We start from the raw sequence: 12,420 nt of genomic DNA, 5'->3' as shown, positions 1-12,420 counted from the left end.
AAGCGGATTCCCTTCTCAGGGCAATCCGCTTTCTTTATGATCCGAAAAATAAGCTTAAACCTTCTCCAATGGTGATTCTCCAACGGGACAGAATTCGGGATTCGTCAAACTTAAGCGATCGGCAAATTCCGGCTGGAGCTTGGCAAGCTCCGCATAATAACTTCCGATTACATGATTGCCGCTCACCGATCCATTCTGGAAGGTCAACGGCCATTGGGTATGCACATGGCTGTAATAGTACTTCTTCTCCCGTTTAGGCATCTTGTAGATGTGAGGCGGGGCATGTGTTACGACGTCGAACAGGTTGGCGATGCGGCAGCTGTTTCGAACATACTTGGCGAAGGCCTTGGTAAAATCGAGATCTCCCACACGAGGGGACCCGTAGGTAAATACATAAGGGGATTGGTGGTCCGTGTTGGCGGCCGCATCGACTGCACATAAGGTTGCGAGCGCTCCTCCAAGGCTGTGACCGGTAATGAACAGTGTCTTGTGTGCAGGAAGTCGGTTAAGAGCCGACATGACCTGGCCCCGAGCAGAGGCGTAGATGTTAGTGAAACCGCGGTGTGTGAGAGAAGAGTCCTTAATATATTTGAAGTTTTTTTGGGAGGCGATGGCATCAGAGATCCAGTTTGTTGTTGAACTGGTGCCCCGAAAGGCGATAATGATTTCATCCGGTGATTCCAGAATAAACCCAAAGCGCTCGGACACGCTGATTAAGGAGTTCGCCTCAATGGTGTCATAGAGCGAATAATTTAGCGGAAGGACAAATGAGCCGTCCGTATTGCTGAATTGTGTATAGGTCTGTCCGCAGATCGCTGCCAAGAAAATGGCCCATTGTTCTTGTTCCATGCTCGTACCCATGCACATCCCGCCCTTCTGTTCTCCTACACTATATTAGAGTGCGGAAGGAAAGGTGCCTATACGCCTAAGAATGGCGCATTCGCCATCAAGCCCAAGCTCATACAAGGGATATTATCTTGAGAAGGTTTGGGTAGAACCAAGTTATATGGTACGATTCAATAGACGTTCTTGGTCGATCGGTGCATAAGCATGCACATCATCAGATTGTACTTTAATGATACATAGAGAGCAGGGTTATATAGAATGACGGACAATATTCAACAACGCTTCCGTTTCAGTGAAGCACCCATCTGGGAACTACAGCGGACTTACTACGAAGAACTGGGGATGAAAGCCTGGAATAATGACCAGGTTCCGCAGTATATTACGAGCAACCCTATGATTGCTACGGCTTACGCCGAAATTATATTCGGATTCCTTCGGGACCGCGCCGATCAAGGTGATCTAACCGAAACGGTTACGATTCTGGAACTGGGAGCCGGGGCCGGGCGCCTCGGTTATCATGTGCTGCACAAGTTGTGCGAGCTGAGAGATTTTGCGGGTATAGCGCTGCCCCCTTTCCGCTATGTCATGACGGATTTGCCGATTAAAAATGTTACGGCATGGCGTCAACACCCTGCCATGCAATCCTATATTGAACAGGGGCTGCTGGACTTCGCGAGGTTCGATGCCGTGCATGACACGGAACTGAACCTGGTGGTATCAAAGACAACGATACGTCCTGGAGATTTGAAGCAGCCGCTGCTGGTTGTCGCGAACTATTTCTTTGACGGTATTCCGCAAGAACTGATCTACGTGGGGGCAGGCAAGATTTACGAGAGCGATGTTGTCATCGAGTTTCCGGAGCAGCACGACAAGCTCAAGCCGGCTGAAGCACTGGAACGAATGAAACTGGCCTATGAGCACCGCCGTGCCCCCAGATACGAGGAGGACACCTACCCGTACCGTGATGTCATTGCCTACTACCAGCAAGAGCTGGAGGATTCGCATATCCTGTTTCCGGAGGTGGGACTGACCTGTATGGAGCGTCTAAATCAGTTATCAACGTCGGGTTTCATGCTTCTTACGGCGGATAAAGGAGATCATCATATCGATAATTGGAAGTTCGCCGAACCGCCGCAATTAATTTACCATGGCAGCTTCTCTTTAACGGCTAATTATCATGCGCTGCAGCATGTGTTTGAGCAAAGGGGCGCACATGCGATTTTCCCCACGCAGCATTATAAAAATATTAACGTCGGCTGTATCCTCATGCTGGAAGCACCGATGAGTTATGCGAACACCCGGATTGCTTACCGCCAATTTATCGAACGCTTCGGGCCTGATGAATTTTTCAGTATGAAGGAATGGATCGACCGGAATATTGAAAGCATGGGCATTCAGCAAATTTTGTCTTTTTGGCGATTGGGCGGGTATGACGCCGAGTTCTTCATTCAGAGCGCGAAGCGCATCTCGAATCTGCTGCTGGATGCCAATGACGAAGAAATGCTGGATATTCGAACAGGCATCTATAAAATGTGGTCATCGTACTATGTGATGGAGCAGCGTTATGATCTGGCATTGGACGCGGGGCTGGTGCTGTTCGAGATGGATATGTACGAGGATGCAAGGTTCTTCTTGAAGGAATCCGTGGAAACGGACGAAGACGAGCCGGTGCCAACGGTTATTTATTGCTTGGCGATCTGCTGCTATGAGCTTGGCCTCGACGAAGAGGCTCTGGAATACACGCGTGAGGCGCTCGTTCTGGAACCCGATCATGAAGAGGCTTTGGCACTGTTGAAATGTTTTGAGTAATACACGCATTACTTAATCTTCGCGAAGGAAGTTGCGTATTTTTCTCGGAATTGCATAGAATGACGCACGCGACCCGGCCTCTGAGATTACAATAAGGCTGGGTCGTTCTGTATTTTGAACTAGATCCCATTTACGATTCCATTCAAACAGCTGGCCCTGCGAGGATTGTTGGAGTGGAGTATAATGTAGAAGGACATTTACGTAATGATGCTGACAGAAAAACATACAACGATAGGTGAAAAACATGAGAATAGCTTTTTTTGATTCAGGTTTAGGCGGTTTAACCGTGTTATCGGAGGCAATGAAGGAGCTGCCGCAGGAAGATTTTTTGTTTTATGCGGACACCCTCCATGTGCCATATGGCACCAAAGCCAAGGAAGACGTGAAATCTTACATCCATCATGCGATGGAAACGATCATGAAGGAAGAAGTCAAAGCCATTGTTGTTGCATGCAACACGGCTACAAGCATGGCGATTTCCGATCTGAGAAAGGCTTATCCGATCCCGGTTATCGGGATGGAACCGGCCGTAAAGCCGGCCGTCGAAATCAATCGTTCCAGCGGGAAGCGAATCCTGGTGCTTGCCACACCGCTGACCATAAAGGAATCGAAGTACAGGGATCTGGTTCGACGAGTCGACAGCATGCATATCGTGGACTCCCTGCCTCTTCCGGAGCTGGTAGAGCACTGTGAGGCTTTGAATTTCGATCAAAAGGTGATGAAGGATTACTTTACCAAGCAATTCGAATCCTTCGATATGAATGAGTACGGAACTATTGTCTTGGGCTGTACCCACTATCCATTTTACAAAAGCATCTTATCGGATCTGCTGCCGGATCACATTCGCATGATAGATGGCAGTAAAGGAACCGTGAACAGACTTATTCAGGTTTTAAGTGACAATGATCTGCTCAGCTCCAGCGGTAATCGGGATGTTACGCTATTAAATTCGAGGCAATCCATAGAGTACACAGAGAAGATGAAGAAAGCATTGAGTCTTTATAGGGAAGTAGAGGGATAGGGTAACAGGCAGCTCCAAAAAAATGAAGATCGTTGAGGAGTAAGCTGCGGCTTTATAGCCGGTGTGCTTTGTGGTGTTATATGTTCAGCCTCAAAAACTTATCCCTGAAGCTGTTGAGCGTTTTACCGCTCTCCGAAAGCTGGTTGTCGTTAATCGGGGAATCATAGATTAGCTTCACAGGAGGACTTATTTTAAGACAGGACGATCAGTGCCGTGAAAATCTACGGACGCTGATCGTCCTGTTTCGCTTTTGCCGTGTTATTCCACTAAGAATTAGCGGAATCGTGAAGATTTCATAGCTGTATCAGCGTTACATCCCCCTGCCGGGTTCTATATAATTCTAGGCAAGGGTTGAACGAGATATGGCTTATTACCTAAGTCCTGACCATGGAAGTGGTTGAAGCTGACGCGGCCCTCGTCAGCACGGAATTGGACTGGGAGGATGCCGTCCCATCCGAATAAACAAAACGCTGTGTTTCGTCATATTTGAAGGAGTGTATTTATGCGAATTTACATTATCAGGCACGCCGATCCGGATTACGAGAACGACACTATTACTCCTCGCGGACACCTGGAGGCTAAAGCATTGGCAGAACGAATGCTCCAGGAGAACATCGACAGCATCTACTGCTCTCCGTTGCAGAGAGCTCGGCATACGATGAATTACACCCGGGAATTGACGGGTCTGCCGTTCGAAACGCAAGACTGGCTGGCCGAGATTCAGAACTGGCAAACAATGGATACAAGGGGCTGCCCGATCCCGGCCTGGAACGTGGATGGGGAAATTATACGCGGCCGGATGCCGCTGCCGACAAGCGATAATTTTCACGAGGCTGAGCCCTTCTGCAACCCGGACATTCGCCAGGGCTTCGCCGAAATCCGTTCCCATTCAGACCGCTTTATGGAGGCGGCCGGTTTTTGCAGGGAAGAAGGACGCTACCGCATTCTGGAACCAAACGAGCGAAAAATCGCCGTTTTCTGTCATATGGGTTTTGGCCTCGCATGGCTTGCTCATCTGCTGGAGATGCCGCTCCCGCTGTTGTGGGCGGGATTTTGGCTGGCGCCCAGCTCGGTGACGACGATTTTGATGGAAACACGTTCCGAGCAGTGGGCTGTGCCGCGCTGCTTAAGTCTCGGCGACGTTTCCCACCTTTACGACGCCAAACTGTCGGTCAGCAGCCAAGGCATCATTGCGAATTTTTACTGATTTTTTAGAAGCAAGCTTAAGGAACCTGCGCTATAATAAAAACAAACGCCGATTGAACGCTTCATTACGGTAAGGAAAGGATGGGATCACTTGAGCGGAAAACCTTATTATCCTGCAGATTTCGTAACTCCCAAAAACCGACCGCCGGGCGTTCTCGCTACGGAATTGTATCGCAAGGAGCACGGTTATTTCTGTCATCGTCCCAAAGGAACGCGGGACTGGTTGATCATGCATACCGTTTCCGGCACTGGTATTGTCGAAAGCGCCTCTCGTGCGTACGAATGCAAGCAAGGTGACATCGTATTGATCGCGCCAGGGACACCGCAGGAATTTTACACCGCTGAAAACAGCGTATGGGAGAAAATGTGGTGCCATTTCACGCCGAGACCGAGCTTCTATAGCTGGCTGTCCTTCACCGAGAACGTGGGAGGCGTGTTTCATTTTCGGCTGGACGATTCCGAAATCCGGGATCAAGTGCATAAAGCTTTCGAGCGCTTGCTGCATCACAACCAGTCGGTCCGTCCGATGTCGGAGGAATTGGCCGTGAACGCCCTGGAAGAAATTATTTTGTTGCTTTCCATGTATCAGCGGGAGAAGGAACAGGCTGTGTTGGATCAGCGGATTCAGGAAGTTGTTCAATTTCTAATGCAAAATTACGCGCAGAAAATCCAGCTGAAAGACCTAGCTCAGAAAGTTTGCTTGTCCCCATCACGATTGACGCATTTGTTCAAGGAGCAGGTCGGCCGCTCGATCACCGACATCCTCCAGAAGCACCGGCTAAAGCAAGCGGCGAGACTACTTCTATCCACAAACAAATCGGTTTTGGAAATATGCACGGAAGTCGGCTTCAATTCGCCAGCATTCTTCACCCGCAAGTTTATGTCATTCTATGGTACCAGCCCCGGCATGTATCGGAAACAGAACAAGTGGGAAGGGATGAAAGAGAGCTCGTGAGCATAGCCGAATCGATATAAAACGCAAAAAACCATTCAGGTATCAGCCTGAATGGTTTTTTCATTTTTGAGCGATAATCCTGTATTTACAGCGATTTAACGGGCTTTTTACAGCCGTTTTACAATGTCGCAAGAAATAGCGGAATCGTACAGGTTAATAGCGGATTCTTCACTTTCGTGGACGAAATCCCGTTGTTACAATGAACCCATACCAATCGGGCATGCGGATTGATTATCCAGGGAGACATGCGAGGGAGGTTAGGCTGAGCTATACACATGAAAGCGCTTAAGCGGAGTGCAAGCAAAAGTGTACAACGGTTGAATCATTTCGAAAACACGAGGAGGAAGACACGAGTCATGAAAAAATACGGTTTTTCGTTGTTAGTGGTCATCATGATTGTCGGCGTTATTCTGTCAGGCTGCGCGAAGAATGGAAATTCCGGTAACAATCCCTCGGAGCTTTCGGAGGACGGGACTTCGCCTCCGCAGGAGCAAGTCACGATCACGATGTGGAATCGCCTGGGCAAGGACACGTTCGACAGCGTCATCGCCGGATTCCAGGAGAAGTATCCGAATATTAAGGTGAAGCTGGAAAATATGCCGGAAGCCGGCGGCGACGTTGCGCAGTTCCAGGCGGCGATCAACGGCAACGAACTGCCGGACGTCTTCGTCAGACCGACCGGGTATACGATCTCGCAGCTGGTCAAGCTGGACAAAGTCCACAGCCTCGACGAGGTGTTCCCGGCTGATACCCACGGCAATTATACGGACGGCACGTTCGCGGAAGGCTACGGCAGCATCGAAGGAACCGTCTACACGTTCCCGTTATATTCTTCCTTACACGGCGCGCTAATGATGTATTACAACAAGAACGTGCTGGAAGATCTCGGCTATACGGAAGCGGATATCCCGGGTTCGTGGGAGGAGTTTATGACATTCGGCAAGGAGCTCCACGAGAAATCCGGCGGCAAAACGTACGCCCTGACGTTCGGCGCAGCGACGAACTATCTGTCCACCTTCCTGCTGAACCAGCTGTCGGCGCCGATTTCGCCGGAATCCGGCTTCAACTACAAGACGGGACAATACAACTACAACACGCCGGGCTATATCGAAACGATGCAATATCTGAAGAAAGCGTACGACGAGAAAGTGCTGCATCCCGCCACGATCGACGCGGATACGGGCAAAGCGTACTCGCTGATCAAGACGGGCGAAGCTGCCTTCATGATCGGGGGCAACTGGAGCGGTGATTACTTGAGCTCGGACGACAAAGGCGGCGCCGAAGCGTTCACGGCCGATGATTGGGGAGTCGTGCCGATCCCGTCCAAGAACGGCGGTCCGCAGTTCCAATACTTCGAAGGCGGTTCCGGCGAGTACCTGTATGTATCGAAAGAAACGCAGCATTGGCCGGAAGTGAAGGTGTTCCTTGATTATCTGAACGAGAATATGTACGCCGAAATCGTCAAGTCGGGCCAAACGCTGCCTTCCAAAAAAATCGAACTGATCGAGGGTGCGGAATCGCGTTTCGAACAGTACGGGACGATCTCCGAGATGATGGTGGAATTCAAGCGGCTCACGCCGACCGTCTACTTGAACAATCCCGCCGCAACCGACGTGATGTCGCAGTACAGCGGCTTCGCGCCGAAAGAGAACATCGGCACGATCTTCCTCGGTTATTTGCAAGGCCAGCTCAAGGATCTGGAGCAGCCGCTCCAGAAGCTGACCGACGATAACAACGAAGCGCTGAAACGCGCCATCGACGGCTCCGGCGGTGCGGTGAAGCCGGAAGACTTTATCTTTCCGGACTGGGTGCCGGGAGAGAACTACACCAAGTAACGACCAACTAAGGCAGAAGAAGAGACACGGCTACTTGCAGCTTTGGGCTGCCCGGGGGAAACGGCGGGCAGCCGTGTCTTTCTTTTTTCGGAAGAATCAGGAGGGATGGCATGCGGACCGGGAAAACACGATCGAAAATCAATCCGCAGCTTCGTCGTAAGTATATTTGGGCCTACATTTTTATATTGCCTCAGCTGCTTTATTTTCTGCTTGCATCCATGTACCCGATCATCATGAGTTACGTTTATTCTTTCTACGAGTGGGACGGTCTGGGGCCGCTTGTCAACTTTGTGGGCTTCGCCAATTACGCTGAGCTGCTTCGCGACGACATGTTCTGGAACAGCTTTAAAAACGCCTTGATCTACGGGCTCTCTGCCACGGCGCTGACGATTATCGTTTCGTTCCTGCTGGCACTTGTGTTGAATGACCCTTCCATGAAGGGGAAATCGATTTACCGCACGGTTTATTTCCTGCCTGTCGTCACGGTATCGTCGATCATCGGCATTATTATGAACAATATTTTCGGCATTCAAGGTTTTGCTAACCAGTTCTTGCAAAGTCTCGGCTGGATCGATGAGCCGATCAAATTCTGGCTCGACCCTGTGCTCGCGATGATTATGCTCATCTTGGTCGGCTCTTGGAAGCATATCGGTGTCGTGATGATTTACTGGCTGGCCGGTTTGCAAATGATTCCGACCGATTTGTACGAAGCAGCGAAAATGGACGGAGCGGGCTATTGGAAAATGCTGATGAAGATTACGCTGCCTCTGCTGAAGCCGGTGGCGGCAACCATTCTTCTGTTGACTATCGGAGGCAGTCTGCATGTATTCGACCTGGTCAAAACGCTGACCGACGGTGGCCCTTATCATAAGACGGAAACTATTGAGCTGTTTATCTACCAATACGCGTTCGCTACCCAGTTCGGGGGCGCAAGAGTCGGTTACGCCTCGGCCGCCGGCGTTTATCTCGGTTTGTTCGTGCTCTTGATCAGCTTATTCTTAGGCTGGCTGGGCATGAAAGCGGGAAGCGACGGCAAGAAGAGCAAGCTTGCGGGCAGAGGAGGTAAAGCATGACCAGTTCCAAAACGGCACGCGCGTTTATTCACGTCTTGCTGATCGTCGTCGGCATCGTCTGGATCTATCCGTTCGTGTGGATGGTATCGTCTTCGCTGAAAGACAATGTGACCTTTTATAAAGCGGCCATCAATCCGATCCCCGAGGTGTTCATGTTGGAGAACTATGCTCGGGCATGGGATGTGGCGAACATTTCCCACTATTTTATGAACTCCGTCATCATTACAGTGTCGACCGTTTTGATTGTGGTTATCTTAAGCTGTCTGACTGGCTATGCGCTCGGAACGGTAGCGTTTCCGGGACGGACGGCAATGATCGGCTTTATCGTGGCACTGCAATTCATTCCAAAAGGCTATACGATCATACCGCTGTACCAGCTCGTCAAGTTTCTGGGGATCAAAGACTCGTATCTGGGTCTGATTTTTGCGGAATCGTCGGGCGCGCATGTCTTGTTCATCCTGCTGTTCGCCGCCTTCTTCTCCAAGTTTCCGAAAGAAATTGAGGAATCCGCGCTTATCGACGGCGCAGGCTTCGTGAAGACGTTCGCGCGCGTGGCGATGCCGAACTCGATGCCGATCGTTGCGACTACGGCGATCATGCAATTCATCTGGACCTGGAGCTCGTTTCTTACGCCGCTGGTGCTGACGATTACGAAGCCCGAACTAAAGACGCTGGCGGTCGGTATGCTGTCTTTTACCGAATTGTATGGCACCGACTGGACCGGTATGGCCGCCGGCGCGACGATTTCCCTTGTTCCCGTCATGTTGGTGTTCATTTTCATGCAGCGTTATTTCTATGAGGGAATTTCGGGAGCGGTCAAAAGCTAGACGAGAGAGAGCGAGAACAAGAGAGGTGCAGACAATGGAAACGAGTAGTAACAGAATCATTTCACTGGATGGGGAGTGGTGTTTCGCCCTCGATCCAGATCGCCGGGGGGAATGGGCGGACTGGGCGTCCGGCTACCCGGCGGATTTGATCCGCGTACCCGGCTCATGGGAGGAGCAAGGGTTCGGGGAGAAGATGAAGGAAAGTTTTATCGGCACATGGACCAAGCGCTGCGAATATGTCGGGCAAGCCTGGTATGTGAAGGAAATTGAAATTCCGGCCGAGTGGGAAGGCAACCAAGTCGAGCTCGTGCTGCGCGGTGTGCGCTGGATTTGCGAGGCGACGCTGGACGGGCAGGCGATCGGTTCGTCCGAGTCGCTGGTGCAGCCGCACCGTTTCGACTTGACGCCCCACGTCCGGGCGGGCGAGAAGCAGAAGCTGGCGCTGCGGATTGACAACGAGATGAAGCTGCCGCTCGAAGAAAGCCATGCCCATTCGCTCCATACGGCGTCGACATGGGGCGGGATTACCGGCGGGGCGGAGCTCGTCCGGTCGCCGCATACGCGGATCGGCTTCGTCCGGATTGCGCCGGATGCGGCCGCAAGGTCGGTAATGCTGACCGTTGACGTCATCCGGGAAGCCGGCTCGGAGCCGGCAGATCTGGTGAGCGTCGAGATACGCGCGGCGAATGAGGAGGCGGGCTCGGAACCGCTCGTGGCTGCGCAAGGAATCGTCGATCACGAAGGCAAAGCCGTGTTGACGATCTCGATGGGAGAGTCCGCCCGGATGTGGTCGGATCGCGACCCGTTTCTGTACGCCGTACAGGTGAAACTGCTCCGGAACGGCCGGGAAATCGACCGGATGGCACGCAGATTCGGCTTGCGCACGATCCGGGCGGAAGGCAAGCGCATCTTGCTGAACGGCGAACCGGTCTTCCTGCGGGGCTATGTCGATTGCAGCATTTTTCCGCTTAGCGGTTACCCAGTATGGGACAAGGAGCATTACCGTCGCCAGTTCCGCATCGCGCGCTCCTACGGCTTCAACCACGTGCGCTTGCACAGCTGGACGGCGCCGGAGCCTTTCTGGGAGGCAGCGGATGAAGAAGGAATGCTCGTGCAGACAGAGCTTCCTCATTGGTCCATGCATTACGAAGGGCGCAGCGCTAACGTGCCGGAGGAGGTCCATGCATTTCTGAAGCGGGAGCTGGATCGGGTCGTTCCAATGCTGAACGCCCATCCATCCTTCGTACTGCTCTCGCTTGGTAACGAGTTGATCAAGGCCGACGGTCACCCCGGTCTGAACGAACTGGTGAATCGGGCCCGCGAGCTCGATCCGACCAGGCTGTACACGGACAATACCGGTTTCGGGGAGCTGCCAGCGGTCGGCCGGGAAGGCGATTATTTCATCCCGAGCCTGAACTGGCACCCGCCGCAGCGGACCGATTTGTCGGCTACCCCGGATACGCGGGAAGATTTCCGCCGCGTGACCCAGGCCGACGCCGCGCCGATCCTCGCCCACGAACACGGACAGTATACGATGTACGTCCGTCCGTCGGAAGCGGAGAAGTATACCGGCATTTTCGAGCCGAGCTGGCTTTATAGCGTAGAGGAGTCTCTGGCGAAGAAAGGGCTGACGGAGCGCGTCGATTCGTTCTTCGAGGCTTCCGGCATCCACCTGATCCGGTCGATAAAGGAAAATATCGAACGGATGCGCCGGACGCCCGGCCTATCAGGGTTCCAATACCTGGACTTGCGAGACTTCCCCGGACAGGGACATAACACGATCGGGCTTCTCGACGTATTCTGGGACAGCAAAGGGTTAATCGAGCCGGAAGCGTTCCGGGCGATCAACGACGAACGGGTGCTGCTTATGCGTAGCGAAGGGAGAACGCTGTATGCCGGAGACGCGATCATTGCCGAGATCGAGCTTTCGAATTACGGACCGGGGCCGTGCGGGCCGGGCAAGTTGACCTGGCAGCTGCGGAGCAAGAGCGGCGCGCAGAGCCAAGGAACGCTGCGGACGGAAGCCGCCCAGCCAGACGGCATCTGTCGTCTGGGGACCGTGATCGCCCATACGCCGACGGACGAGGTGAATGACTGGAAGCTGATGGTCATCTTCGAGTGGGATGGCGGCCAGGTTCGCAATGAGTGGGAGTTCTGGTCGTTTCCGCGCACCGGGTCTATCCCTGGGCAGGAGCGAATTTTCAGCAACATCGAAGCGTTGCAACCGGTGCTGCCGGATGCAAGGCGGGAATACGAGAGCGCGTATTTGACGTTCACGATACCTCGCGGGACGGAACTTGCGATCGTGAACAAGTTGACGGGCAGCGTGCTGCAATATGCGATGGACGGCGGCAAGGTGTGGTTGATGAGCGCGCCCGGGGAGCAGTATGACGAGGTGCATACCCGGTACATTCCGCCGTTCTGGAGCTACCTGTGGTTTCCGACGCAGATCGGCCATACGATGGGCATGAAGATCGAGCAACATCCGGCGCTGGGACGATTTCCGAACGACGGGTTCTCCAACTGGCATTGGTATCACCTGGTCGACATGGCCTCGGCGATCTGTTTGGACACGGTGCCGCATGTGAAGCCGATCGTCGAAGTCGTGGACAACTTCAACCGTTCGAAGCGTCTCGCTTACGCCTTCGAGGCGAGGCTCGGCAAAGGGAGCCTGTTCGTGACATCTCTTCAGCTTACCGACGACGATCAACGAAAGCGGCCGGAAACGGCATTTCTGACGCATGAAATTATCCGATACCTGTTGAGCGGCTTTTTCCGTCCGGCACAGGAGCTGACGATCGGCGAAGTGCTGGGCCTATTCAAGCTGGACATTCGGTAACATTCATAC

At 52.7% G+C, this 12,420-nt stretch carries 9 protein-coding genes; 8 read left to right on the top strand and 1 reads right to left on the bottom strand.

Annotation, left to right across the window (positions count from 1 at the left end):
- Positions 1-54: 54 nt before the first annotated feature.
- A complete protein-coding gene (locus AC0VZ8_RS23065; RefSeq protein WP_475484532.1) occupies positions 55-861 on the bottom strand; it encodes a lipase family protein in 807 nt (268 codons plus the stop codon).
- Positions 862-1,104: 243 nt separating this feature from the next.
- Here AC0VZ8_RS23065 and AC0VZ8_RS23060 point away from each other — a divergent pair, with 243 nt between their 5' ends.
- From AC0VZ8_RS23060 to AC0VZ8_RS23025, 8 genes are all read left to right on the top strand, one after another.
- A complete protein-coding gene (locus tag AC0VZ8_RS23060) occupies positions 1,105-2,655 on the top strand; it encodes a tetratricopeptide repeat protein (RefSeq protein ID WP_475484531.1) in 1,551 nt (516 codons plus the stop codon).
- 244 nt (positions 2,656-2,899) lie between these two features.
- Complete coding sequence (murI, locus tag AC0VZ8_RS23055; RefSeq protein ID WP_475484530.1) at positions 2,900-3,676, top strand: glutamate racemase; 777 nt, start codon at positions 2,900-2,902, stop codon at positions 3,674-3,676.
- 502 nt (positions 3,677-4,178) lie between these two features.
- Positions 4,179-4,883 carry a histidine phosphatase family protein gene (locus AC0VZ8_RS23050; RefSeq protein ID WP_475484529.1) on the top strand — a complete coding sequence of 235 codons (705 nt, stop codon included), beginning with the start codon at positions 4,179-4,181 and terminating at the stop codon, positions 4,881-4,883.
- Positions 4,884-4,973: 90 nt separating this feature from the next.
- Positions 4,974-5,837 (top strand): arabinose operon transcriptional regulator AraC, encoded by an 864-nt coding sequence (gene araC / locus AC0VZ8_RS23045; RefSeq protein WP_475484528.1) that lies wholly within the window; start codon positions 4,974-4,976, stop codon positions 5,835-5,837.
- Between the two features lie 356 nt (positions 5,838-6,193).
- On the top strand, positions 6,194-7,672 hold the full coding sequence (locus tag AC0VZ8_RS23040) for an ABC transporter substrate-binding protein (protein WP_475484527.1): 1,479 nt from the start codon (positions 6,194-6,196) through the stop codon (positions 7,670-7,672).
- A gap of 110 nt (positions 7,673-7,782) precedes the next feature.
- On the top strand, positions 7,783-8,745 hold the full coding sequence (locus AC0VZ8_RS23035; protein ID WP_475484525.1) for a carbohydrate ABC transporter permease: 963 nt from the start codon (positions 7,783-7,785) through the stop codon (positions 8,743-8,745).
- Positions 8,742-9,572: a carbohydrate ABC transporter permease gene (locus AC0VZ8_RS23030; RefSeq protein WP_475484524.1), complete on the top strand. Its 831-nt coding sequence runs from the start codon at positions 8,742-8,744 to the stop codon at positions 9,570-9,572. The genes AC0VZ8_RS23035 and AC0VZ8_RS23030 overlap by 4 nt, the downstream gene beginning before the upstream one ends.
- Positions 9,541-12,411 carry a glycoside hydrolase family 2 protein gene (locus AC0VZ8_RS23025; RefSeq protein WP_475484523.1) on the top strand — a complete coding sequence of 957 codons (2,871 nt, stop codon included), beginning with the start codon at positions 9,541-9,543 and terminating at the stop codon, positions 12,409-12,411. The genes AC0VZ8_RS23030 and AC0VZ8_RS23025 overlap by 32 nt, the downstream gene beginning before the upstream one ends.
- Positions 12,412-12,420: the final 9 nt, after the last annotated feature.

The sequence above is a fragment of the Paenibacillus sp. QJM3NY_38 genome (genome assembly GCF_056173265.1).
The sequence above is the reverse complement of the archived record's forward strand: the minus strand, read 5'-3'. Positions and strand labels throughout refer to the sequence as shown.

Excerpts from the sequence above, each read along its gene's own strand:
- AC0VZ8_RS23065 (WP_475484532.1), bottom strand. The coding sequence starts at position 861 with ATGGGTACGAGCATGGAACAAGAACAATGGGCCATTTTCTTGGCAGCG.
- AC0VZ8_RS23060 (WP_475484531.1), top strand. The coding sequence starts at position 1,105 with ATGACGGACAATATTCAACAACGCTTCCGTTTCAGTGAAGCACCCATC.
- murI (WP_475484530.1), top strand. The coding sequence starts at position 2,900 with ATGAGAATAGCTTTTTTTGATTCAGGTTTAGGCGGTTTAACCGTGTTA.
- AC0VZ8_RS23050 (WP_475484529.1), top strand. The coding sequence starts at position 4,179 with ATGCGAATTTACATTATCAGGCACGCCGATCCGGATTACGAGAACGAC.
- AC0VZ8_RS23040 (WP_475484527.1), top strand. The coding sequence starts at position 6,194 with ATGAAAAAATACGGTTTTTCGTTGTTAGTGGTCATCATGATTGTCGGC.
- AC0VZ8_RS23035 (WP_475484525.1), top strand. The coding sequence starts at position 7,783 with ATGCGGACCGGGAAAACACGATCGAAAATCAATCCGCAGCTTCGTCGT.
- AC0VZ8_RS23030 (WP_475484524.1), top strand. The coding sequence starts at position 8,742 with ATGACCAGTTCCAAAACGGCACGCGCGTTTATTCACGTCTTGCTGATC.
- AC0VZ8_RS23025 (WP_475484523.1), top strand. The coding sequence starts at position 9,541 with ATGAGGGAATTTCGGGAGCGGTCAAAAGCTAGACGAGAGAGAGCGAGA.